Annotated in this window: 22 protein-coding genes and 1 pseudogene; 4 read left to right on the plus strand and 19 right to left on the minus strand. The window is 72.0% G+C overall.

Annotated features, from left to right (window positions below; genetic code table 11):
* Positions 1-101 precede the first annotated feature (101 nt).
* From IE212_RS15485 to xynA, 7 genes are all read right to left on the minus strand, one after another.
* Positions 102-980, minus strand: coding sequence for a MerR family transcriptional regulator (locus IE212_RS15485; protein WP_190198415.1), 879 nt, complete (start codon positions 978-980; stop codon positions 102-104).
* Positions 981-1,057: 77 nt separating this feature from the next.
* Positions 1,058-1,561, minus strand: coding sequence for a glutathione peroxidase (locus IE212_RS15490; RefSeq protein WP_229864343.1), 504 nt, complete (start codon positions 1,559-1,561; stop codon positions 1,058-1,060).
* A 58-nt stretch (positions 1,562-1,619) separates the two neighbouring features.
* Entirely contained in the window at positions 1,620-2,303 is a 684-nt protein-coding gene (locus tag IE212_RS15495) for a hypothetical protein (protein ID WP_190198416.1), read from the minus strand.
* Between the two features lie 107 nt (positions 2,304-2,410).
* Complete coding sequence (locus IE212_RS15500) at positions 2,411-3,211, minus strand: SAM-dependent methyltransferase (RefSeq protein WP_190198417.1); 801 nt, start codon at positions 3,209-3,211, stop codon at positions 2,411-2,413.
* A 133-nt stretch (positions 3,212-3,344) separates the two neighbouring features.
* Positions 3,345-3,848 carry a hypothetical protein gene (locus IE212_RS15505; RefSeq protein ID WP_190198418.1) on the minus strand — a complete coding sequence of 168 codons (504 nt, stop codon included), beginning with the start codon at positions 3,846-3,848 and terminating at the stop codon, positions 3,345-3,347.
* A gap of 119 nt (positions 3,849-3,967) precedes the next feature.
* Positions 3,968-4,669, minus strand: a complete 702-nt coding sequence (locus tag IE212_RS15510; protein ID WP_190198419.1) for a polysaccharide deacetylase family protein — start codon at positions 4,667-4,669, stop codon at positions 3,968-3,970.
* Between the two features lie 4 nt (positions 4,670-4,673).
* On the minus strand, positions 4,674-5,357 hold the full coding sequence (gene xynA / locus IE212_RS15515) for an endo-1,4-beta-xylanase XynA (protein ID WP_229864345.1): 684 nt from the start codon (positions 5,355-5,357) through the stop codon (positions 4,674-4,676).
* Positions 5,358-5,782: 425 nt separating this feature from the next.
* Here xynA and IE212_RS15520 point away from each other — a divergent pair, with 425 nt between their 5' ends.
* Together IE212_RS15520 and IE212_RS15525 are read left to right on the plus strand one after the other, a co-directional pair.
* Positions 5,783-5,992, plus strand: coding sequence for a DUF2180 family protein (locus IE212_RS15520; protein ID WP_190198420.1), 210 nt, complete (start codon positions 5,783-5,785; stop codon positions 5,990-5,992).
* A gap of 161 nt (positions 5,993-6,153) precedes the next feature.
* A pseudogene (locus IE212_RS15525) lies at positions 6,154-6,872 on the plus strand (TetR/AcrR family transcriptional regulator C-terminal domain-containing protein).
* Positions 6,873-6,892: 20 nt separating this feature from the next.
* Here IE212_RS15525 and IE212_RS15530 read toward each other — a convergent pair.
* The 8 genes from IE212_RS15530 to IE212_RS15565 all read right to left on the minus strand — a co-directional run bounded on the left by IE212_RS15530 (position 6,893) and on the right by IE212_RS15565 (position 14,868).
* Positions 6,893-7,306 (minus strand): DUF7144 family membrane protein, encoded by a 414-nt coding sequence (locus tag IE212_RS15530; RefSeq protein ID WP_190198421.1) that lies wholly within the window; start codon positions 7,304-7,306, stop codon positions 6,893-6,895.
* 30 nt (positions 7,307-7,336) lie between these two features.
* The gene (locus IE212_RS15535) at positions 7,337-7,837 is read right to left on the minus strand and encodes an SHOCT domain-containing protein (RefSeq protein WP_190198422.1); all 501 of its coding nucleotides are present in this window, start codon (positions 7,835-7,837) and stop codon (positions 7,337-7,339) included.
* A 151-nt stretch (positions 7,838-7,988) separates the two neighbouring features.
* Positions 7,989-9,356, minus strand: a complete 1,368-nt coding sequence (locus tag IE212_RS15540) for a hypothetical protein (protein WP_190198423.1) — start codon at positions 9,354-9,356, stop codon at positions 7,989-7,991.
* Positions 9,357-9,601: 245 nt separating this feature from the next.
* A complete protein-coding gene (locus tag IE212_RS15545; protein WP_190198424.1) occupies positions 9,602-9,802 on the minus strand; it encodes a DUF8691 family protein in 201 nt (66 codons plus the stop codon).
* Between the two features lie 105 nt (positions 9,803-9,907).
* On the minus strand, positions 9,908-10,426 hold the full coding sequence (locus tag IE212_RS15550; protein ID WP_190198425.1) for a hypothetical protein: 519 nt from the start codon (positions 10,424-10,426) through the stop codon (positions 9,908-9,910).
* Between the two features lie 47 nt (positions 10,427-10,473).
* The gene (locus IE212_RS15555; protein ID WP_373301392.1) at positions 10,474-12,111 is read right to left on the minus strand and encodes an MFS transporter; all 1,638 of its coding nucleotides are present in this window, start codon (positions 12,109-12,111) and stop codon (positions 10,474-10,476) included.
* A gap of 70 nt (positions 12,112-12,181) precedes the next feature.
* Positions 12,182-13,273, minus strand: coding sequence for an ArsR/SmtB family transcription factor (locus IE212_RS15560; RefSeq protein ID WP_190198426.1), 1,092 nt, complete (start codon positions 13,271-13,273; stop codon positions 12,182-12,184).
* A gap of 20 nt (positions 13,274-13,293) precedes the next feature.
* Positions 13,294-14,868, minus strand: a complete 1,575-nt coding sequence (locus tag IE212_RS15565; RefSeq protein WP_190198427.1) for an AbgT family transporter — start codon at positions 14,866-14,868, stop codon at positions 13,294-13,296.
* A gap of 237 nt (positions 14,869-15,105) precedes the next feature.
* Here IE212_RS15565 and IE212_RS15570 point away from each other — a divergent pair, with 237 nt between their 5' ends.
* A complete protein-coding gene (locus tag IE212_RS15570; protein WP_190198428.1) occupies positions 15,106-17,040 on the plus strand; it encodes a CocE/NonD family hydrolase in 1,935 nt (644 codons plus the stop codon).
* A 93-nt stretch (positions 17,041-17,133) separates the two neighbouring features.
* Here IE212_RS15570 and IE212_RS15575 read toward each other — a convergent pair whose 3' ends face one another.
* Together IE212_RS15575 and IE212_RS15580 are read right to left on the minus strand one after the other, a co-directional pair.
* Complete coding sequence (locus tag IE212_RS15575; protein ID WP_190198429.1) at positions 17,134-17,523, minus strand: hypothetical protein; 390 nt, start codon at positions 17,521-17,523, stop codon at positions 17,134-17,136.
* Positions 17,524-17,550: 27 nt separating this feature from the next.
* A complete protein-coding gene (locus IE212_RS15580; RefSeq protein ID WP_229864346.1) occupies positions 17,551-18,072 on the minus strand; it encodes a hypothetical protein in 522 nt (173 codons plus the stop codon).
* Between the two features lie 526 nt (positions 18,073-18,598).
* Here IE212_RS15580 and IE212_RS15585 point away from each other — a divergent pair.
* Positions 18,599-20,770 carry an ATP-binding SpoIIE family protein phosphatase gene (locus IE212_RS15585; RefSeq protein WP_190198431.1) on the plus strand — a complete coding sequence of 724 codons (2,172 nt, stop codon included), beginning with the start codon at positions 18,599-18,601 and terminating at the stop codon, positions 20,768-20,770.
* A 34-nt stretch (positions 20,771-20,804) separates the two neighbouring features.
* Here the strand turns inward: IE212_RS15585 and IE212_RS15590 are convergent, their stop codons facing one another.
* Together IE212_RS15590 and IE212_RS15595 are read right to left on the minus strand one after the other, a co-directional pair.
* Positions 20,805-21,989, minus strand: coding sequence for a beta-ketoacyl-[acyl-carrier-protein] synthase family protein (locus tag IE212_RS15590; RefSeq protein ID WP_190198432.1), 1,185 nt, complete (start codon positions 21,987-21,989; stop codon positions 20,805-20,807).
* Between the two features lie 477 nt (positions 21,990-22,466).
* Positions 22,467-23,489 carry a LacI family DNA-binding transcriptional regulator gene (locus IE212_RS15595; protein ID WP_190198433.1) on the minus strand — a complete coding sequence of 341 codons (1,023 nt, stop codon included), beginning with the start codon at positions 23,487-23,489 and terminating at the stop codon, positions 22,467-22,469.
* Between the last annotated feature and the right edge of the window lie 43 nt (positions 23,490-23,532).

Here is a 23,532-nt window from a genome sequence, read left to right on the forward strand (position 1 = left end):
CGATCGGCAGCAGCGCAAGCACCACCGGCAGAGCCCTCTCGACCAGCATCGCCGTCCTTGCCGAGGGGGCTCAGCTCGTGCCCGGTCGTCCCGGCGGGGGATCAGCTCACCGGGAACGCCACATCACACACCGGATCCTCGGCTCCCGCCGAGTCCCAGTCCGCGAAGTACACCTCCCGGCACGGTCCCGCCTGCTCCAGCCCCTCCCGGGCGATCCACTCCTCCACCGCCTCGAAGGCCGTCATGATCTGCGGGTGAGCCACCTGTGCCTTGGTGATCCGGGTGCGGGCCAGCCGCTGGGCGGGCTCCACCCGCACCTTCGTCCCCCGGACCCGGCCGTGCCTCTCGGCCCACGCCCGGGCCGCCGCCTCGTCGGCCACCGGCACGCAGGCCTCGGCCGGCCCGTCGCTCTCCATCGACACCTCGGAGTGGTAGACGACGAACGGCGGCGCCGTGGCGCCGCCGCACTCCCGTGCCGCCGACTCCAGCCGGCCCAGCGCCGCCCCGATCCAGGCCGGCAGCTCGCCCGCCAGCACATGCCGTGTCTCGCTGATCACCACCTGCCCGGGCACGTCCACCGTCTCGACCGCGAACCTCTGGTACATCTCGGAGCTCCTCCCCGACAGTCGTCCACGGAGGTACTCGGCGAGCGTCCGCTGCCCCGCCACCCGCGCCTCGACGTCCGCCCAGTACGCGCCCAGCAGACCGGCCGCCGTCGGCCCGTCGCCCGCCGCGACCACCTCGGCGATCCGGGCGAGCGGCATGTCCAGCTGCCGCAGCATCGCCACCAGCCGGGCCCGTTCGACCTGGCCGACGCGGTAGTAGCGGTAGCCGGTGGCCTCGTCGACATGCGCCGGGGGCAGCAGCCCCAGCCGGTCGTACAGCCGCAGGGCCTTGGCCGACAGCCGGGCGCGCGCGGCGAACGCCCCGATGGTGAGCAGGTCCCGGTCCGGTACGTGCACCACGGCATCCTCCGTCATCGGGCGGCCCTTCCGCCCGATGACGGGGACGCTCGGCCCTGACCTTGGGGCAAGGTCAACGCCTTACGAGGAACGGCTCAGGCCAGCTGTGCCTCGATCGCCGCCACGACCTCCGGCGACTCCGGCTCGGTCTGCGGCGAGAAGCGGGCCACGACCTCGCCGTCCCGGCCGATCAGGAACTTCTCGAAGTTCCAGCGGATGTCCCCGCTGTGCCCCTCGGCGTCGGCGAAACCGGTCAGGCGGTCGTAGAGCGGGTGCCGGTGCTCGCCGTTGACCTCGACCTTCTCGGTCATCGGGAAGGTCACGCCGTACGTCGCCGAGCAGAACTCGGCGATCTCCTCGGCGCTGCCGGGCTCCTGCCCGAGGAACTGGTTGCAGGGCACGCCGAGGACGGTGAAGCCGCGCTCGGCGTAGTGCTCCTGGAGCTTCTCCAGCCCCGAGTACTGCGGCGTCAGGCCGCACTTGGAGGCGACGTTCACCACGAGCACCACCTTGCCCGTGTACTGGGACAGGCCGGCGGAGCCGCCCTGCAGCGCACCGATCTCGACGTCGAGGGGAGAGGAACCGTTGGTAGTCGTCATGAGCGGATGCTAACCGCGGTGGGTGCCGGGCCGGCCGGTCGCCGCGTCCAGGACCCGGTCACTCCTCGTCCGGGGCCTCGCCCTCGATGAGCCGTTCCGCGATGTCGTCGGCCCACTCCTGGGCCCAGCGGCGGAGCCCGGCGACGTCCTCGGCGTCGAGGCCGTGGACGGTGAACGCGCGGTCGTCCAGCCAGTCCGTGCCGGTCAGCCGGGCCTGGAGATCGGTGAGGTCGAAGATGTCGGGGGAGTGGCGGCGGCCGAGCTCCTCGAGCTCCGGGTGGCTCCAGCGGGCCGAGGCGGCGTGCACGTCGACCAGGTCGCGGGCGAGCCCCCGGTCCGCCAGGTCCCGCACCCGGGTGCCGACGAGGTCCTCCAAGGCGAGAGCCGGTCCGAGACCCGTCGGCACGGACGGCCGCCACAGCACCTCCTTGCGGACGCCGACCTCGTACTCCTCGCCGGTCGCCGCGTCGGTGACGTGGAACTGTGCGGCCAGGGGGCCGGTCTCCAGGGTCCGCACCAGCCAGCCGCGCCCCACCAGCCCGGTGCGTACGGCGCCGGCGATGCCCTCCATCCCGGCGCGGTGTTCGGTGGCGACGTCCACGTCCGGCCCGGCCCGCCCCACCAGCCCGTGCGCCAGCCCCGCGAACCCACCCGCGAGGACGAGCGAGTACGCCTCACCCACCGCGAGCAGATCACCGAGGAGCCGCCGGACCGACTCGGGGACGGGGGGTGGCTCGACCATGCCCTGATTATCGCGGGCCAGGGGCTGAGACGCCTTCTTTGGGGGCGCGGGGAACTGCGCGACCGGCCACAGCGAACCCGCACTCGCACGACGGCCCGGACGACCCCCTACGGCTTGCGCCCCACCCCGCAGTACGCGTCCACCGCACCGGCCCCGGCATCCGCACCCTCCGGCCCCGGCCGCCACTCAGGCACCCGCACAACCCCCGGCTCCACCAGCTCCAGCCCCTCGAAGAACCCGGAGATCTCCGACACGGACCGCACGTAATACGGCACCGCCCCACTCGAGTTGTACGCCTCGGACGCCGCGATCATGCCCTCGCTCGTGGCCGTGCTGTCGCTGATCACGAGGTGGCTGCCCGACGGCAGCCCGGCCATGAGCCGCCGCACCAGCTCGCGCGCCTGCTCGTAGTCGGCGACGTGGCCGAGCGTGTTGAGGATCATCAGGCCCACCGGCCGCGACAGGTCGAGCGTGCTCGCGGCGGCCTTCAGGACGGCCTCGGGGTCGTACAGGTCGGCGTCCAGATAGGCGGTCCGGCCCTCGGGTGTGCTGGTGAGGAGGGCGTTCGCGTGGGCCAGCACGATCGGGTCGTTGTCGACGTACACGATCCGGGCGTCCGGTGCGACGCGCTGGGCGACCTCGTGCGTGTTGTCGGCGGTCGGCAACCCGGTGCCCACGTCGAGGAACTGCCGCACACCCTGCTCGTCGGCCAGATACCGCACGGCCCGCCCCAGGAACCGGCGGCTGGTGACCGCCACGTCGACCAGGCCCGGAAAGATCGACTTGATCTGGTCGCCGATCTCGCGGTCGACCTCGTAGTTGTCCTTGCCGCCGACGAAGTAGTTCCAGAAGCGCGCGGAGTGCGGCTTGGACGTGTCGATACGGGCACGCAGGCTGTCGTCGGGCACGGCAGGGCCTCCTGGGGCGGGGGGTGGGGGACCGGTCCACCAACCTAGGCGAACTTCACGGTCCGGTACGGACATCGGCCGTACCGGCCGCCCTGCCCCCGTGGGGTTTCGGCCACGAAGGACGGGCCGCCCTTCACACCCCGCCGGAGGCGAAACCGCCCAGGCGCCGACCGCCGGTCCCGCCGGTCCCGTCGGCGTCCGCGTGCCCCCGTGTGGCCAGCCACACGCCCCGGCCCAGGGCCCACAGCACCAGTGCGGCGGCGACCGGCGAACCGAACATGATCAGCAGCCCGGCTCCGATGTTGGCCCCGACGACTCCGGCGGTCAGGATCCGCAGACCCACACCGGCCATGAGCCCGACGACCACCAGCGGTCCGAGCACCCCCCACCAGCGCCGGTCCAGGTCCCCGTGCCGCGCACCCCGCACGAGCGCCGCGGCACCGGCCACCGCCAGCACCAGCGCGACACCCCCGGCCGCCGCGGCCACACCGTCCCCGACGCCCCACGGCTGGTAGGCGTGGTCGAGTTCACTCGCAGGCAGTCCCTCGGCGTTCTGCTGCCCCATCAGTCCCCAGGCGGCGACGGGCACTCCGAGAACGAGCGCGACGCCGGACACAAGCATTCCCCGTTTCTTCATACGGCCATGGTCGGGGCAGCCGGGCGGGGCCGTCATGAGCACGCGTACTCAAGTACCCGCCCGTGCCGCCCGATTGGCCGGGCGGGGAGCCACCGGCCGGCTGCCGGTGGCTCGGCCGGTCAGCCCGGGGCCACCGCGCGGCCCGTCTGCGGGGAGATCATTCCCGCGCACAGGTTGCGGGCCGCCAGCCCCTGGGCGATGCGGGGGATCGCCGCGAGGGTGTTGGCGGACCAGTCGTGCATGAGGATGACCTGACCGCCCGTGAGGCGGCCGGCGGACTGGACGATCGCGTCCGTGCTCGCCCCGTTCCAGTCCTGTGAGTCGACGTGCCAGAGGATCTCGGTGAGGCCGTGGCGGGCCGCGACCGACTTCACCGTCGCGTTGGTCTCGCCGTACGGCGGACGGAACAACTTCGGTGTGCCGCCGCCCGCGTTCGCCACGGCCTGCTGGGTGCGGGAGATCTCGGAGTCGATCTGGGCCTGGCTCAGCCCGGTCAGGTGCGGGTGAGTGTAGCTGTGGTTGCCGACCCACATGCCCGCCGTCACCTGGGCCCGGACCAGGGCCGGGTTGGCGGCGGCGTACTGGCCCTGGTTGAACATCGTGGCCCGCAGTCCGTTCCGGCGGAGCGCGTCGAGCAGCCGCGTCGTGTTGCCGGAGGGGCCGTCGTCGAAGGTGAGTCCGACGTAGCCGCCGCAGGCGGCGGTCTGCGCGGAGGCCGTCGGGGCGGTCGCGGCGGTCGCCGTGAGGGTGGCGGCTGTGGCAGTCGTGAGGACCGCCAGCTTCGTGATCAAGGCGCGAGGTGACCGGTGTGAGCCCGCCATGTCGTCACGGCCCCGTGTGCACGGTGATGCGGGAGTTGCCGCTGCTCTGGTATCCCTCGGTCGCCATGATCATGTAGTACTTGAAGTTGCCCAGGGGCATTCCGGCGCGGGCCCAGGCGTCGAAGTGGTTGCCGGTGGTGATGGTGCCGCCGGTCCGCCTGGACTGCCGCACGCTCCAGTACTGGTCGAAGGTCTTGTTGCCCTCGACGGACGGGGCGTTGTACCGCGTCGTCTTGTAGATGTCGTACGTACCGCCGTCGCTGGTGACCGTGCCCTTGTACTGACCGGTGGGCCGCCAGGTGCCCCAGTTGTCGACGATGTAGTACTCGATGAGCGGGTTGGCCGTCCAGCCGTACAGGGTCAGGTAGGAGTTGCCCGACGGGTTGAACGTGCCCGAGTACGAGACGGTGCGGCGTGCGCCGGTGCTCCAGCCCTTACCGGCCACGAAGTTCCCGGTGTTCCGCCATGAGGTGCTGTAAGTGCCGCCGGAGGAGAGGGTCATGGAGACCGTGCCCGGCGAGTCGGTCCAGAACGAGTAGTAGTAGCGGTCATGGGTCCCGGTCTGGTTCCGGTCGACCACCGTGTCCGCGTGGGCCGTGCCCGGCAGGGCCAGGGCGGCGACCGCGACCAGCAGCAGGGTGCAGGCACTGCTGACGAGCAGCCGTAAGTGGCTGAGAACGTGCTTCATGGGCGTGCTTCCTCCTCGTCCGTGTGGGGTCGTGACGGGGGTGCGCTGTCATCCGGGAGTGTTGGGCCGGCTCTTCCAACTGTCAACGGTTTCGGTGGTTGTTGCGAAAAATTCGTTGGCGGTCCGGCGGGATGACGTTGTGCGACCGCTGCTCAGTGGCCTGTTGAAGTCATGAGCCATCGGACCGGGCCCGTTCCGCTGGACATTCAGGGCGGATTGCGGCATTCCGCTACTCGAATCTTTCGGATCCTTTCCGGGATCGGCGTCGGCCCGGACGGCATCGCGTTGTTGATCAAATCTTATGTTTGACAAAGTCTAATTTAAGCTCTACTTTTCAAGCCCCTTGAGTGGGTGTGCGCGGCCTGGGTGGGTTTGTCGTGTTGGTTGGCCGCCACGCCTGGCCCCTACGGAAACCGGAGTTCGACATGAGGTGCTACGACTGCCTCCAGGAGGCACGAAGCGACACCGCCGGCATCGGTGTGTGCTCGCGCTGTGGCCTGGCCACCTGCGAGAACCACGCCCGCGTACGTCAGGTGCAGGTCACCCGCCAGATCGGCATGGGCTCCTCGTACGGCCGTGTCCCGGCACGAAGGGTGGTGTGCCACACCTGCGACATGGCCGAGACGGCGCACTGACCCGCATGGTGCGCTTGTCGCACAGCTTCCCCGGCCGCCGCCCCGCCCGGACACCGCCCCGGATCACCGGGCGCGGCGTCCGGGCCTAAGTCGCGGCCGCTGCTCGGTTCCGAGGTGTCCCGTCCCCGTGGGGAAGCGTCAGTGACGAGCCGGTGTGGAACGTGACACCTGACGGCGGGTCCGGCGCCACGGGAGCCGACCCCGAACAGCTGTGGCGGAACCCCGGTCAGCCCCGCAGGGGCCGCAAGCCCGCCTTCAGCCGGGAGGCGATCACGGCGGCCGCCGTGGCGCTGGCGGACGCGGAAGGGCTCGAAGCGGTCACCATGCGGCGGGTCGCCGCACAACAGGTCGGGGCCGCGGTCATGTCGCTCTACAGCTGCGCCCCCGACAAGGAGACGCTGCTGGAGCTGATGGTCGACCACGTCAGCGGCGAGCTGCCGGCATCATGTGCTCTCACCGGCGACTGGCGCGCCGACCGGAAGGCGGTCGCGCACGACCAGCGCGACCTGATGTTCCGTCACCCCTGGCTGCCCGCCGCCCTCTCCGCCCGACGCAGCCTCGGCCCCAACACCCTGGCGTTCCTGGAACGCGCACTCGCCGCCCTGCGGCCCACGGGGCTGGACGGCGCGGCGAAGCTGGAGGTCTTCGCCCAGCTCACAGCGTTCGTCGCCGGGCTGGTCGCCCACGAGATCCTGCGGCGGGCCGCGACCCGGTCCCCGACCGGGTCGCGGCCGAAGCCCGCTACCTCGCGGCGGTCGCCGCGGACGGCCGCCACCCGGAACTCGCCGAGGCACTCGCGGCTCCCGCCCGCCCCCTCACCCCCGACGCCACGTTCACCCGGTTCCTCAACCGCCTGATCGACGGCCTGAGCACCGACTGAGGATCCCTGGTGCCGCGGCCCTAGGAGAGGTCCTCAGGCCGTACCGTGCACAGCGCCCAGATGACGAAGCCCGACAGCGCGATCATCACGACCGACCAGATCGGATACTGCGGCAGGGTGAGGAAGTTGGTGATGATGATGAGGCCGGCGAGGGCCACGCCGAGCACCCGTGCCCAGGTCGCGGCCCGGAACAGCCCGAGGGAGACGAGCACCGAGACCGCGCCCAGGATGAGATGGATCCAGCCCCAGCCGGTCAGGTCGTACTCGAAGACGTAGTTGCGCGTCGTGACGAAGATGTCGTCCTCGGCGATGGCCATGATGCCCCTGAAGATGTCGAGCAAGCCGACCAGGAAGAGCATCACGCCGGCGAACACGGCCAGACCGGCCGCCGTGTGCCTGGCCCTGCGCGTGGGCCGGGTGTGTGTCGCTGCCATCGTGTACCTCGTTTCGGGTGGTCTCGCCGCTCAGCGGCCGGAGGTGGGGAGGGTGGTGGAGCCGGTGGTATCCGCCGGGCCGCCGCCCGGGCCATGACCGCGCCCCTGGCCGTGACCGGCCAGAACGAGCTCCTTCGCCCTGCGGAACTCCTCGTCCGTGATGTCCCCGCGGGCGCGGATCTCGGACAGCCTCGAGAGTTCGTCGACGCTGCTGGACCGGTCCGTCCCGGCCGCCGTCTGCCTGATGTACGAGTCGATCTCCTCCTGCTGCGCCCGCGCCTGCGCCATCTCCCGGCGGCCCATGTTCTTGCCGCGGGCGATCACGTAGACGAACACGCCCAGGAAGGGCAGCACGATGCAGAACACCAGCCAGCCCGCCTTGGCCCAGCCGCTCAGGTCGTCGTCGCGGAAGATGTCCAGGACGACCCGGAAGAGCAGGATGAACCACATGACCCACAGGAAGACCCAGAGGATCGTCCAGAAGGCGCTCAGCAGGGGGAAGTCGTACGCCAGATAGGTCTGCGCGCTCATGTTCGTTCCTCCGTTCCGGCACTCGCCGGGCGTCCCGGGCACTCGCGGAATGCGGTTCCGTGCCGAATCTCAGCGTGCCCACGGCAAGTGCGGGGCGGCCTCACCCGCCGCGGGTGAACCTGCCCGTCGCGCACGACGGCCGACGTCCGGCTCACGGCGTCGCCGCCCGGTCCTCCGGCCCGGCCACCGGGCCCGCGGCGGCCGCGAGGACCGCCAGGACGACCAGCACGGCCAGCACGAGACCGACGACGAGCGCCACCGAGCCGACCGTGGGCACGTTCCAGAGCAGCAGCGCCAGGACTCCCGCCGCGATGACGACACCGGTCGTCCACGCCCGGTGTCCGGCCAGCCACCGTCCCATGGCCCCGGTGCGCGCCCCCGACCGCTCCAGCGCACGGCCGGCGGCCCTGCTGCCCCGGTCCGCCGTCCGGCGCACAGCGCGCGCGAGGCGCCCCGGACCGTACAGGTACGCCGCCAGCGCCGTGATCACGGAGACCACCAGCAGCGTGACCGTGCTGTCGCGCAGGAAGCGGACGAACGTGTCGTAGATCGTCGAGGCCGCGTCGGGAGGCAGCGTCGAGGGCGGTACCGAATCCAGGTAGATCCGGCGTGCGACGGCCAGCGCGACGAGCAGCAGCGCCATCATCACGCCCACGCCGGTGGCCGTGATCAGCAGCATGAGGCGGTGCGACGGAGCGGTCCACACGGCGGCCGCGGCGAGCAGCACGGTCACCACGGGCACCCAGACGCCGACGACGTCCAGCAGCCGCAACGCGCCCTGGACCCGGTCCAGCTCCTCCGCCCGGAACAGGGTGATCGTCCGGTCGCTGTCCGGGATGGCGGCGGCCAGGTCGAAGCCCGAGTCGACGAGCCGCTCCCTGACCCGGTCCACGACCACCCCCACGTCCAGCTGGACGTTCTCCCCCTCGGCGCGCACCACGCCCCCGCCCTCACCGGTGAGCACGCTCATCACCGTGGCGTGGGCCAGCCGGTTCGACTCCCTCCAGGCCTGCTCGAAGGCATCACTGGTGATCACGGGGGTGACGATGCGCTCGACGGTGCCCCTGACCGCGGAACGCAGCGGCCCCGCGAGGGACTCGGCCCCCTCCACGACGCCGGGTGGCGCCCCGGCCTGCTGCAGCTGCCTGGAGAGGGCCTCCGTCACCGCCTCGACGTCCACGTTGGCCACCACACGGTCGGTGAGCCGCTCGATCAGGACGTTCCGCACGGCCCGGTCGGAGGCCAGTGGCGCGACGGTCTCCACGTACCGGTCGGTGTCCGAGACGGTGTCGTCGACCCAGGCCGCGACGACGGCCAGGGGAGCGAGCAGCAGGGCCAGCAGCAGGAGTACCGAAGCGACGGCGCGGCGCAGCCCCTTGTGACGTACGGCGGCGGCCCGGCGCAGCCGCTCGTACTCCGCGTGCTGCTGCGCTGTCATGGTGTGGCGGCGGGGCTGCTCGCCACCGGTGTCTCCCGCTCCTCCGGGTTCCGGCGAAGCGGGGGTCGCCTCCGGGGCCATGGGGGCTCCCCTCGTCCTGGACACCTTCGGCCGGGTGCGTCCCGGTGCGCGGTCGTCGGCGCCCGCGAGTCAGTCCGTGGTGGCCGGACCGGACGACGCGGCCATGGCTCCTCCTCGCGCGCTTCGGGCGAGTCGTCCCCTGCACCGCCCGCCGGGGCGGTGTACGAGGACCTGGCAAGCCAAGCGTCCAGCGCTCCCGCCACGGCCGGGTCACCCGTGGCGGGTGACCCGCGTACAGCCCCGGGTCAGGTCTCCGGCAGTTGCCGCATCTCCACGACGCGCAGGCCGAGCGACTGGAACCGGGCCAGCAGCCCGTACAGGTGCGCCTCGTCGACGACGGGCCCGTACAGGACCGTCTGGTCGGACACCAGCACGTGCGCCAGCTCGGGGAACGCCTTGGTCAGCGTTTCCGACATGTGTCCCGCGACGCGGATCTCGTAGCGCATGAGCTGTTCTCCCACGGATGGCTGGGGAGCGGCGGCCTGCAACGCCTTCCCCCGATACTCGGCCCCGGCGCCGTCACAGGCTTCACCCGGCACAGGTGACCCGGCTCAGTGCTTGAGGGCGAGCTTGAAGCCGATGATCAGCAGACCGAGCAGCAGGTTGACGGAGGCGGTGGCGCACACCAGACGCCAGGACGCCCCGGCGCGCCGTGCCGCGGCCACGGACCAGCCGACCTGCCCGGCCACGGCCACGGACACCGCCAGCCAGCCGGTGCCCTGGACGTCCAGACCCAGCAGCGGACTGATCGCCACCGCCACGGCCGGCGGGACGGCGGCCTTGACGATCGGCCACTCGTCGCGGCACACCCGCAGCACGGTCCGGCGGTCCAGGCCCCGCGCCGTCAGCCGCGCCCCGAACAGCTGGGCGTGCACATGCGCGACCCAGAACACCACGCCGGTGAGCAGCAGCAGCCCCACCAGCTCGGCGCGCGGAAAGGACCCCAGGGTGCCGGCGCCGATCACGACCGAGGCCGCGAGCAGCGAGCCGTAGACGCCACCGGTGTAGTCGGTGTGAGCCCGCCGCTCGGCACGTGCCGCCGCCGTGGCGGTGGACCGGGTTCTGCGCACGGGTCGCCTCCTTCGGATACCGCGCCCGACGCCCGGCGCGTCGACGCTCAGTGCCCCGACCGGACGCCTCCGGCCGGAGCTCCCGCGGCCGGCGGCCGGGAAGGCGCCGCGGGCCCTTTCGGCAGATGCCGCGTCACCGCGAAACTGGCGAGAGCGATGCCGCCGGTGGCGAGGATCGCCGCCTGGAGGCCGTCGAGCTGTGCCGAGGCGTAGGAGTCGGCGAGGGCCTCGACCTCGGACGGCGGCAGCCCGGCCCGCTCGGCCGCCGACCGCACCTGATCGGTCGGGACGAAGGTGATGCCGGCTTCGAGCGCCACCCCGGTCTGCCTGCGGGCCTCCTCGGACAGGCGCGGGTCGTCCGCCACCTGGGAGGTGAAGGCGTTGGCCAGAGCGCCGACGAGGATCGACCCGATGAGCGCGGTGCCCAGTGCCGATCCCAGGTTCTGGGCCGTGAACTGCAGCCCCCCTGCCTCACTGCGCTCGTCCTCGCCCGCGCTCGACTGCACGACGTTGCCCAACTGCGAGGCGAGCAGCCCCATGCCCACGCCCAGCAGCGCCATGGCACCGGCGAACTGGGCGTCGTCGATGACGGGATCGATGGTGGCGAGCAGCCACACGACGGCCGCGGCCAGCGTCGCCAGGGCCACTCGCACCACCCGGCGGGGCCCCACCCGTCGCCCCAGCGAGGCCCCGGACAGGGCCACCACGAGCATGGCCGCCGACGCCGGGAGCAGCCGAAGCCCCGTCTCGAAGGCGTCGAACCCCTGCACCACCTGCAGGTACAGCGGGATGGCGAAGAACAGCCCGAGCAGGACGAGGTTCTGGCTCAGCAGCGTCAGCAGCCCGGCCCGCAGGGGCGGCCTGCCCAGCAGCGCCATGTGCACCAGCACATCCGCGCCCCGCTCCTCGCGCCGCCGCTCCCAGTACCGGAACACGCCCAGCACGGCGATTCCCGCACCGACCACGAACAGCGTCGGCGCGAAGCCCAGGACCGTGAAGGGAGGGTTGCGCGGTTGCAGCCATCCCCATGTGCTGCTCTGCAGCACACCGAGCACCACGAGCCCCAGCCCGGCCGCACAGAGCGCGGCACCGACGGCGTCCAGCCGGGGCGGCGGGCCCTCCCGGCCGGTCCGCGGGACGACCCGCTGCGCGCACAGCATGGCCGCCACGATCACGACCTCCCCGGCGAAGACCAGCCGCCAGGTGAGGTACGTCGTCACCCAGCCGCCCAGCAGCGGGCCGACCGCGATGCCCGCACCGGCGAGACCGCCGATGACTCCGTAGGCGACGGCCCGGTCCCTGCCGCGGTACGCCTCGGCGACGAGGGCCGCCATGGCCGGCAGCACCATGGCGGCGCCGAGCCCCTCGACGACGGACCAGCCCAGCGTGAGGACCCACAGCGTCGGGGCCAGGGCGGTCACGGCCGATCCCGTGGCGTAGACGGCCAGACCGAGGAGGAACACACGGCGCCGTCCCAGGATGTCCCCGAACCGGCCGCCGATGATCATGAAGGCGGCCATCACGAGCGCGTACAGCGTGATGACCGCCTGGATGGCGGTGACCTCGGTGTCGAAGTCCGCCACCAGCTGACTGATGGAGACGTTCATGACGGAGGTGTCCAGGACCATCAGGAACTGGGCCGTGCCCAGAACGATCAGAGCACGCCAGCGGGTCACGGTGCCCATGCCATCCGAAGCTCCGCGTCGGCGCCTCACCCGTCACGGGGGAGAGGCGGCCGGACGCCACCCGGCCGTCTCACCGCGCGACCGTCGCGAGCACGTCGTGCCCCAGCCGCCGGATGACGTCCGTGGCGAGCCGGTGACGGACCAGCTTCCCGTCCCGAGTCGACCGCACCAGCCCCGCCTCGCGCAGGGTCCTGAGCGCGCGGGACACCTGCGGCTCGCTGGAGCCGAGCCGGGCGGCGAGCTCCGAGGTGGTGATGGGCTCGCCCAGCAGGTGGCGGCAGAGTTCCATCCGGGCGGGCGAGGTCAGCGCCATCAGCCGGTCGTGCAGATCCCGCACGGTCAGCTGCCCGCCCGGGGAGGCGGCGGGCGCCGGGTACTGCACCGCCACGCACGACGGGTGTTCGTGCTTGACCGTGAGATGCGGCCACACCCGGGCGGACGGGACGAGCACCAGGGGCCGCGGGGCCACCTTCACCTCGTCGATCTGCAGCTTGTCCAGCCGCACCCGTTCCCCGGGCCCGACCCGGGACGCCGTCGGCAGCAACTCGCCGAGCACGTCCGCGGGCGGCCGGGCCGCCAGCCGTCGGCGTACCTCCCGCGCGTGGTCCTCCAGGACCGGCCGCAGGGCCCGCCAGTCCTCGGCGAAGAACGCCGTGTCGGCGGCCCGCAGGACCGCCAGCAGCCGGTCGCGCAGCTCCAGCGGCGCCGCCACCAGCTGCCGTGCCAGCTCACCCCGGGCGTAGGAGCGGCGCAGACAGTGGCGCGTGTAGTCCTCCGCGGCGGTGCTGCCGGGGCGTAGCTCGCGGACCGGAGGCACGGGCACCGACGTGGTGCCGAGGACTCCGGGCGCCACCAGTTCCAGGAAGTCCTCGGCGGGCAGCGCGGCGATCGCCGTCAGCTCCTCGTCCAGGCTCGCCGCGAGCGGCACCGCGAGGGGAAAGAACAGGCGGCAGCGGAAGCGAGCCCACAGCGGTGCGAACAGCAGGAGCTCCTCGCGCAGCCCGGGGTCGGCCGCGGCGGCGCGGGACGCCCAGCCGGCGGCCTCCGGGTGGTGCTCGGGTTCGGCGAGCACGTGCAGGCTCGCCATCAGTTCCGACAGCGCGCAGGGCCCGGCCACGAGGTCCGCCGGGCCGAGCCCTCCCAGGTCGAGGACGATGCTCACGTTGTCACCGTAAGGCGGGACTACCGCACCGGCGCCCCCGGGCCGAGCGGAATGCCCAGCAGGTACCAGGCGAAGAACAGCAGCACCCAGACCACCAGCATGATCATGGCCACCGGCAGGGTGAAGGAGACCAGGGTGCCGATGCCGGCCTTGCGGCGCAGGGTCTGGAGGTAGCCGACACAGAGCATGAACGAGGTGCTCATCGGGGTGATGGAGTTCGTGCAGGAGTCGGCGATCCGGTAGAGCGCCATGGTGGTGGCCGGGTGGGTGCCGAGCAGCATCAGCATCGGCACCAGCGCCGGGGCGACCAGGGTCCACAGGGCGGAGCCGGAGGTGATGAGCAGGTTCATCAGCGCGATCACGACGATCAGCAGCGTGAACAGCACCAGCGGGGGAGCGCCCAGCTGCTTCAGGAGGTCCGCGCCCTCCACCGCGACGACCGTGGAGATGTTGGTCCACTTGAACAGGGCGAGGAACTGGGACACGGCGAAGAAGAGCACCAGCAGCGGGGCGATGGAGCGCACTCCGTCCGCCATGAACTCCGGTATCGCGCGGCTGCCTCTGATCCGCCCGGTCAGCCGCCCGTACACGGTGCCGACGAGCAGGAAGAAGACGGTGAGGAAGACGGCGATGGCGTCCATGAAGGTGGACTCCACGATCGCGCCCCCCTCGCCGCGCAGCGGGGACGAGCCGGGCACCATCGCGAGCACGACCAGCGCGGCGTAGCCGAGCGCCGCCACTCCGGTCAGCTTCAGGGCCCGCAGTTCGGTGGTGTCGTCGACCCCGGCGGCGACGACCTGCCGCGCCGCCGCCTCCTCCAGGTCCGGGTCGGGGGTCAGCCGGTGCTCCCGCTTGGCGAGGATCTTGTCCACGACGAGGGCGATGGTGGCGGCCAGCACGAACGCCGAGACGGTGGTGAAGTACATGTTGTCCGTGGCGCGGACCACCACGTCCTTGCCGACGAGCTGAGCGGCCTCGGTGGCCACCGAGGCGAACAGCGCGTCACCGGGCGCGATCAGCGGGTTCGCGTCCCCCGCGGCGTTGATCGAGACGAACGCCACGATCATGCCGAGCATGGGGGAGCGCCCCACCGCCCGGAACGCCACCGCCCCCAGCGGGATCAGGACCACGTACGCGGAGTCCGACAGGAACTTCCCCAGCACACCGCCCAGGGCCACCCCCAGCACCACCGACCGCGGGGACAGCCCCGACAGCATCCGGCGGGCGAGCGCCTCGAAGAGCCCGGAACGCTCGGCCACCGCGACGCCGAGCATCACCATCAGCACGATGCCGAGCGGTCCGAAGGTGACGAAGGACTCCTCGGCTCCGGTGAGCAGGTCCCGCACCGCATCCACCGACAGCGCGCTGCGCACGCCCACCAGGTCACCCGAGGACGGATCCTCGACCCGGAGCCCCGACAGGTTCAGGACCCAGCTGACGAGGGCGACGACCCCGCCCAGGATCCAGAACAGCCAGAACGGATGAGGCAACGCGTTCCCCGCCCGCTCGACCAGGTCGAGAATCCGGGATCCACGCCCCTCCTCGCCGGGCTCGGGGGCCTGCACCTCCTGGGTGCGATAGACGGGTGTGCTCATGACGGGCTCCTGTGCAGAGGGGGAGGGAGAGGACATCCACGGGAAGCAAAGGGAGAAATCGAAGGAAGAGCAGAGAGAAGGGGAGGAAAGGGAGGAAGCGGAGAAACCGGGACGGTAGGTCCTGCTTGCGCTGCACAGTAGGACCCGCGTCCGCTCCCGTCACCGTCCGGCGCCACAGTTGACCTCATGACGTCAACTGATCGCCCCCGCCCCGGTGGACTGCCTAGCGTCACGTGAGTGACCTCGTACGACGCACCTCCCGAGACCGCGGCCCGCCCCGACCGGCCGGAAGCCCTCCAGGACGGCACCCTGTGGCGCCGCACGCTGCGCGTCCCCATGCGGGACGGCGTCGGTCTCGCCGCGGACCTGTACTCGGCGTCACCCGTGCCGGAGTCGACCGCGCTGCCGGTGCTCCTGGAGCGCACCCCGTACGGCCGGCGCGCCCAGCGCGGCTCCGACCAGGACCGCGCCGGCGCGCCGCTCCCGCGCCCCGAGGACATCGCCCGCCACTTCACCGACGCCGGCTACCACGTCGTACGGCAGGACTGCCGTGGCCGCGGCGACTCCGGGGGAACGTTCGTGAAGTACCTGGGCGAGGGCCCGGACGGCGCGGACACCATCGCCTGGCTCAGGGAACAGCCCTGGTGCGACGGCAGGATCGTCATGACCGGCGTGTCCTACTCCGCGCACTGCCAGGCGGCAGCGGCGGCCGAAGGGGCCGAGGGCCTGGCGGCCATGTTCCAGGACTCGGGCGGCTTCTCCTCCGCGTACGACGCGGGGCTGCGGATGGGCGGGGCCTTCGAACTGAAGCAGGTGACCTGGGCCCTGCGGCACGCGCCGCACAGTCCCGAGGCGGCGGCGGACCCGGTGCTGTCCGAGGCACTGCTGCGGGTGGACGTGAGGGGCTGGTTCGCCGCACTCCCGTGGCGCCCCGGCTGCACACCGCTGCGCCACCTCCCCGCCTACGAGAACTACCTGCTGGAGCAGTGGCGCCAGGACACCTTCGGCGACTACTACCGCACCCCCGCCATCTACGGCCGGGGCTTCTACGACCGCTTCCCGGACGCGCCGAGCCTGCACCTGGGCAGCTGGTACGACCCCTACGTGCGCTCCACGATCGAGAACTTCACGGCGCTGCGGAAACTGAAGTCGGCCCCCTCCTACCTGGTCATGGGCCCCTGGACGCACGGCCACCGCTGCGAGACGCACTCGGGGGACGTGGACTTCGGACCGCGCGCGACCCTCGACGGCAACCTGGCGCCCTCGTACCTGGAGTTCCGCCGCCGCTGGTTCGACCGGGCACTGGGCCGCGAGGCGGCGGGCGGAGACGATTACCCCGCGGTCCGGTACTTCCTCATGGGCGGAGGCGACGGCAGACGCGACGCGGCGGGCCGCATGCGCCACGGCGGCACCTGGCGCACGGACACGGACTGGCCCCCGGCCTCGACGTCCCCGGTGAACCTCTACTTCTCCACCACCGGAGGCCTGTCCACCACGCCACCCACCGCACCGGCCGCCTCCGTCACCTACGACTTCGACCCGCGCCACCCGGTCCCCACCATGGGCGGCCAGGTCACCTCGGGCGAACCGGTGATGACGGGCGGCGCCTACGACCAGAACGCCCCCGACGCCCGCGTCTACGGAGCCCGCGAGCCCTACCTGCCCCTGGATTCCCGCCCGGACGTGATCAGTTTGACCACACCTCCGCTGGAACGGGACGTGGTCCTGGCCGGCCCGGTCTCGGCACGGCTCCACATCTCCACCTCGGCTCCCGACACCGACTTCACCATCAAACTCATCGACGTCCACCCGCCCAACGCCGACTATCCCCACGGCTTCGCCATGAACCTCACGGACGGCATAGTCCGCTGCCGCTTCCACCGCTCCTGGGAACACCCGGAGCCGCTCACCCCCGGCAAGGTCTACGAGATCGAGGTGACGGCCCCCGACACGGCGAACCTCTTCGCCACCGGCCACCGCATCCGCCTGGACATCTCCTCCAGCAACTTCCCCCGCTTCGACGTCAACACCAACACGGGCGAGCCGGAGGCCACAGCCCGCCGCACCGCCACAGCGACGAACACGGTGCACATGGACGCCGAGCGTCCCTCACACCTGAAGGTCTGGCTGCAGGGAGGGACGACAGCCCTGCGGCACCGGGCCGAGGCCTGAGGAACTTGCCGTTTCGCAGAGACATGCGCAACGGGCCGCCGAAGACCTGAGGTGGTCTCCAGCGGCCCGTGCCACCGATGTGGACGCGCGATCTCAGCCGGCGGCCGACATCACGGCGCCGAGCAGGGCCGGAACGAGCACCAGTCCGGACGCCCGTGCCGCGGTCCCGTACCCGTACCGTGCGGTGAGCCTGCGCACCACGAATGCCGCCACCAGGGCGAGCGGGAAGACGACCAACGCCGCCTCGTCAAGGCCGACCCCCCGACCGGACAGGCGTCCGGCGCCGATCATGGCCCCCGCGCCGGCGAGCAGCGCCAGCAGTACCGATCCCGCGCCGAACCAGCGGTCCTCGACGTTCTCGATGACCTTGCCGATCCCGGCGCCGGAGAGTTTCATCCGCACGGAACTCGTCAGAGCGGCGCCCAGTACGGCGAAGCCGACGACGAGGAAACCCCATTGCAGGGTTGTCGCAACCGTGTGCATCGTGCGTCTCCCAGTTCTTGGGCTTACTTACCAGCAGTTCTTGATGACCTGGTCCACGCCCAGGATCTCGGCCGCGATCGCGCCTATGCCGGTTCCGGACTCCTCGAACACCTCCATGATCGCGTTCTTGAAGCTCTTCTTGCCGCGCTTCTTCTTGTCCTGGATCTTCTTGACGACCTTCTTGATGCCGCCGAGCTTGTCGATGGCCTTCTTGACCTTGTAGATCTTCCCGATGGCCAGAATGTTCGACCCCACGGCCAGCAGGATGCCGCGGGCGCATCCGCCGGCGTCGAACTTCATCGTCTGGAAGCGCCCTTCACCGGCCGTGTCCCCGAGGCGGGCCCGAAGCCACTGCTCGGTGGCTGCCTGCCCCTGCTGAAGTACCTCGTCGGGGATATCGGCGACGGTCTGGAGGGCCTCCTCCAGACCGGCGAAGGCCGTCTCCTCGTCCAGGCTCTCCAGAGCGTCGAGCCCGGTCTCCGGTTCGGCAGCCGCGCTCACCGCCAGCCTCGGCGCGGCGTCTCGCTCAGCGGCCGTGGCGCTTGCCAACGGTGCCGCCATGCCCAGGGCCACTGCCGCCGCCGTGAGCGCTGCGACATCGCGGAGTCTCTTGCCCGATCGACCGGTCCCCTTGACTGAACGGTCTGCGGACATGGATGAAACGGTCATGTCTCCCCCTGATGTTTCACCTTGTTGACCCGCATGTTGGTCGTACATGCGGGTCGCGTCCCTCCACCTGCCTGCTGGTCAGGCACCCAGGTGATCGACGCGACGGGAAGATCTTGAGGTGAACACGCCCTGCGGGCAAGGGCTTTGAGGAAGTTCTGAGCAAGCGGCGTTCTTCCCTGGTGGGCTGACCGTCGATCGAAGTCGCGAGCGTTCCGTCGGCCCGCGCTCAAGGGGCCATCGCCGCGACCGAGGCCGCCATTACCGCAAGTGGCCGTCCGCCACTGTCCGCGTTCGCCCGCTTGCGCTGGCGGGGCGAAGCCGCCCCAGGTGTTATTGAATGAGGTGTGCGCTCAGGAATCCCGGGACCCTATCGCACGGGTTCTCCAGAGCGAGCTGAGAGAGCCGCATGGACTCCACATCCTCCCCTTCGTCCTCGTCTTCGTCGCCGTTCGACATGGTCAGCAGCGCGCTGGCGCAGTACATCCCGCGCGGCGGAGCGGCAGCGGCTGCCGCCGACGCCGCCGACTCGCAGTACGACCGCCCCGCACGCCGGAGCGCACCCGCCGGTGCGGCCCCCGGCCGTCAGGAGCAGATCCTCGGCGCGGTCAACCTGGACCAGGACCTGAGGATCACCCGGAGCAATCTGGACGCGCCCGTGTTCGCCGGGGTGGAGGCCGCCACCGGGAGCTCCTTCCTCGATCTTCTGCCTCCCGGGGACGTACCCACGGTCACCCGCCGGTTGCGGCAGGTCCTCGAGACCGGTGAGCCGCACGTCGCCCGGGTCCAGCGCCTGCGGCGCGGCGACGGGTCGGAGCTCGTGGTGTCGCTGAGCATCCTGGCCGCCGCACCGCCCCAGGAAGGCCTGACCGTCACCCTGATCGCCATGGCCAGGAGGCTGCACCTGTACGCCGCCGAGACCGCGATCGGCACCTCGCTGGACATCGGCGAGACCGCCCAGTCGCTGGCGGAGTCCTTGCTGGCCTGGGGGGACGTGGCCGCCGTCGACCTCGACTTCGCCGTGTGGACGGGCGAGGCGGTCACCGGGCGGTCGCAGGGCCGCATCCGGCTGCGGCGGGCCGCCCTGGTACCTGACCGGGCCTGGCCCGACGGCTACGTGACCCCGGGCGACCACCTTCCCGGCGAGGCCAGCCGCCTGCTGTCGCAGGCGATCCGGCGTGACGACGCCGCGCAGCCCGTCGTCATACCCGACCGGGAGGCGATCGAGCGGGTCCTGGGCAGTCCGCGGCTGGTACGCGCCCTGACGCCCGGCGACCGGGCGGTGGGGGTGGCGTTCCTGCCGCTGGTCCTGGACGGCACACCGCCCGTCGTGCTGGGCGTGGCGGAGGTCTGGCGGCGGGCGGACCGGCCCTTCGAGGACGGCGAGCTGCTCGACCTGCAGGAACTGGTGGACCGGACCGCCCACCACGTCGACCTGGCCCGCCGGCACCATCGCGAGCACACGCAGGTGCTGGCGCTGCAGCGCCGGCTGCTGCCGCGGACCAGCGGCGACACCATCGAGACCGCCAGCGTCTACCAGCCCGCCACCCCCGACAGCGCGGGCGTCGGCGGTGACTGGGTGAACAGCTTCCCGCTGCCGGACGGCCGCACCGCGCTGGTGGTCGGTGACGTCGTCGGGCACGGCCTGGGGGCCGCGGCGACCATGGGCCAGCTGAGCATGGAGGCCCGCGCGCTGCTCTCCGCGGGGCTGGCGCCCGACGAGGTGCTGGAGCACCTGGACGACACCGTGGCACTGCTGGACGACGCGGAGTCCGGTCTGGCGGCCGGCTACAGCGCTCTCGGGTCGACCTGCTGCATCGCCGTGTACGACCCGGTCAGCCACCGCGTGGCGCTCTCCAGCGCGGGCCACCTCCCCCCGGTGCTGGTCCTCCCGGACGGGCCCGCCGGCCCGGTCGCGGTCGGTACGCATCCCGGCCTGGGCGCCGAGTTCGCGCTGCGGGAGCCCTTCGAGGTGCACTCGTTCGCCGCGCCCCCGGGCTCGCTGCTCGCCCTGTACACCGACGGGCTGGTGGAGGACCCCGCCGTATCGATCGACGAGGGCATCGGCAGGCTCGCGGACCTCGTGGCCGAGGTGCACCCCTGGGATCCGCTGCAGCAGGCCGCCCGGAACGTCGCCGCCACCCTGGCGCCCGGGCGCCGGCGCGACGACGTGACCCTTCTGCTCGCCCGCATGATCGGCTACCGCAAGGGCGACACCGCCACCTGGCGTCTGCCCGCCCGCTATGACGCGGCCGCCCGGGCCCGCACGCTGGTCTCCGCCCTGCTGCGGCAGTGGCGCATCCGCGAGGACACCCGGGACAGCGTGCTGCTGGTGGTCAGCGAGCTGGTCGCCAACGCGGTCCGCTTCGCCCGCGGGCCCCTCACCGTGCGGGTGATCAGGACCGGTCACGGGCTGCTGTGCGAGGTGGGCGACACCGGAAACGGCAGGCCGCGGCTGGGCCGCAACCGGCCCCTCGACGACGGCGGTCGTGGACTGCACGTCGTACACGGGCTCACCACCCGGTGGGGGGTGCGGTGGACGGACACCGGGAAAGTGGTCTGGGCGGCGATCGCGAGGTGACACGCCGCCGGAGCGGTCATGGGGCAAGGGCCCCCTACAGCCACTGCCCTGCCAGGGCGGTCGCCGTGAGGCCCGGGGCCGCCGCGTAGAGGACGGCCCGGCTGCCCGGCTCCTGCCCGGCGTCATGCGCTCTGCGCATGATGTCGAACACGGCGGCGCCCCCGCGGTTACCGGTCGTGTAGCTGTCCCGGCTGTACTCCAGCAGCCCCGGCGGCCACCCGTCGGGCATCGTCTGCTCCATGTACTCCAGCACCCGCGTCCCGCCGGGGTGAGCGAGCAGCACGTCGGGGTGCCAGGAGTCGGGGTCGTCCTGGTAGCGGGCGCGCAGCCACCCCCACATCGCGGTGACCGTCCGCTGTACGGCCCGCGGCCCGCGCCGGTCCATCACGAAGTGGGTGCCGTCCGCCCGGGTCTCCAGGCGGTGCAGGTCCTGGGTGCCATGCAGGGTGTGGTGCCAGGCGGCGTCCAGCCGCAGCGCCGACTCACGCCTCGGGCGGCCGGTGACCACCGTGGCGACCGCGGTGTCCGCGAACAGCAGCCGGACGATCAGGGACTCCAGGGTGTCGTCCGCGGGCTGGTAGGTCGTGCTCAGCGCCTCCGCGATCACGACCAGCACCACGCGGTCCGGGTCCGCGGCCACGAGGTCCGCCGCCAGCGCCAGGGAGCGGGTCCCGGCGATGCAGGCCCACTGGGTGGCCGGCAGCAGCACCACGTCGTCACGGAGCGGCAGCTTGTTGGCCAGGGAGACGTCCAGCCCCGGCAGGGCGGGAGTGGTGGAATGACTGGTGATCAAGCAGTCGACGTCCTCGGCGTCGAGCCCGGCGATCTGCAGGGCCCCGCGCGCCGCCTGCTCCCCGTAGGACTGCACGGCCGCCCAGGCCGGCGCGGTGCGCTCCTGCACGGTCTGCGGCGCGGGTATCGCCTCCAGGGCGCCGATCACCCGGTCCACGTCCGGCTCGGTGAACCCGTCCCGGGCCAGCGCCTCCCGGGCCGGACCGACGCCGGCGGCGAGCAGACCGCCCCCGTCGCCCGGCGCCACGGCGGCCTCCAGCGGCAGCATCCACCCGCGGGTTTCGATGCCCGTACTGGCCGCGATGGCGTCGATGCGCGGCGCCCACGCCGCGTGCGGGTGCCGCTCACGTACTTCCGTCACGATCTGGCTGGTCTTCACGGTGTGCCTGCCGTGTATCACGGCAGGCGGGCACAGGTAAGCGGCCATGGATGGCACCTTTCTGGGGGAAAGGGGATGCGAGAGGGGAGCAAAGGGGGAAGGGGGCGCTCTGCTTCGGGCGCCGATGTCCGCGTCGAGCATGGACGCTAAATGGACATTTCCGCTGTGACCTGGGCAACTTGGGCGGCGTGTGGAGTGGGTGACACGGCACACACCGCCACGCAAGGGGCTCCCGGCGCGGAGCCCGGATATATCTGACATATCTTCAGTCGGAAGCCCTGTAAACCCGTCCGGGGCACGGCGGCGGAACCTCACCGAAGAGAAGCCCTCAACCGGCCGCCCGGATTCGCCGCCGCCGAACCCGCCCGGCCAGGAGGGCATGCCTGTGACGTGCGCCTCACACCGGCTTCGCTCCGCTCCGCCGCCGAGGGAAAGGCGCGAGCGGACCCGGAGCCACCTGCCGATGGCTCGGTCGGCGCGGTCGCCACATGGGAAATGAGCCCGGCGCGGGACCGGGCAAGCCGCCTACGGCCTGGGCGCGGGCTGCTCCCCGGAGCCCCGCACGATCAGGCGGGTGGGAACGGTGACGGTACGAGCCCGGGAGCGGTCGCCGTCGAGGCGGGCCAGGGCGGTCGCGGCGGCGCTGCGGCCGATTTCCTCGGGGTCCTGGGCGACGACCGTCAGGGCCGGTTCCAGCGCTTCGGCGAGAGAGACGTCGTCAAAAGCCACGACGGCCACGTCCTTGCGCTTGCCGCGGGCGAGTTCGGCCACGATGCCGAGCGCCATGATGTTGTTCCCGGCGAACAGGGCCGTGGGGGGATCGGCCAGGTCGAGCAGTTGGGAGGTCACCACCTCCGCCCCCCGCTGATCGTGCGCGCTGACCACCAGCGAGCGGTCGTAGGGGATATCGGCTTCCCGCAGGGCCGCCCGGTATCCGGCGAAGCGCTCGCGGCGGGTGTACAGCTTCACGGGCAGGTCGCCGACGAACCCGATACGCCGGTGACCGTGGGCGATCAGGTGGGCGACGCCCTCCTGGGCCCCCGCCCGGTTGGAGCTGACGATGCTGTCCGTGGCCAGGCCGACCCCGGGCCGGTCCAGGAAGACGACGGGCAGCCCCGCCGTGCGGTGCGGCTTGAGGCCGGAGTGGTCGGCGCCGACGGACGGCACGACGATCAGGATGCTGACGCGCCGGGCGAGGAACTGTGCCGTCAGGGCGCGTTCGCGCTCGGGGTCGTCGGCGGATGAGCCCATGAGCAGCGTCAGCCCGCGGTCCCGGACCGTGTCCTCGATACCGCGGGCGACGGCCCCGAAGAAGGGGTTGGCGAGGTCGGGGACGACCAGCCCTATGGTGGTGTCCGGGCCGCCGACGCGGATGTTGCGGGCCATGAGGTTCGGCTGGAAGCCCAACTTGGCCACCGCGGCGAGCACTTGTTCCCGGGTCTGCGCCGAGACGGGCCCGTCCTCGTTGAGGACCCGGGAGACCGTCTTGGCGCTGACACCTACTTCTCGGGCGACATCGGCCAAGGTGGGGCGGCGTCTGGCTGCCATGGAGGAAACCGTCTCCTGAATGCTCCCGGGTTCCGGGCCGCGG

Origin of the sequence: Streptomyces djakartensis, assembly GCF_014651075.1 — a bacterium.
In the GTDB taxonomy this organism is placed as follows: domain Bacteria; phylum Actinomycetota; class Actinomycetes; order Streptomycetales; family Streptomycetaceae; genus Streptomyces; species Streptomyces djakartensis.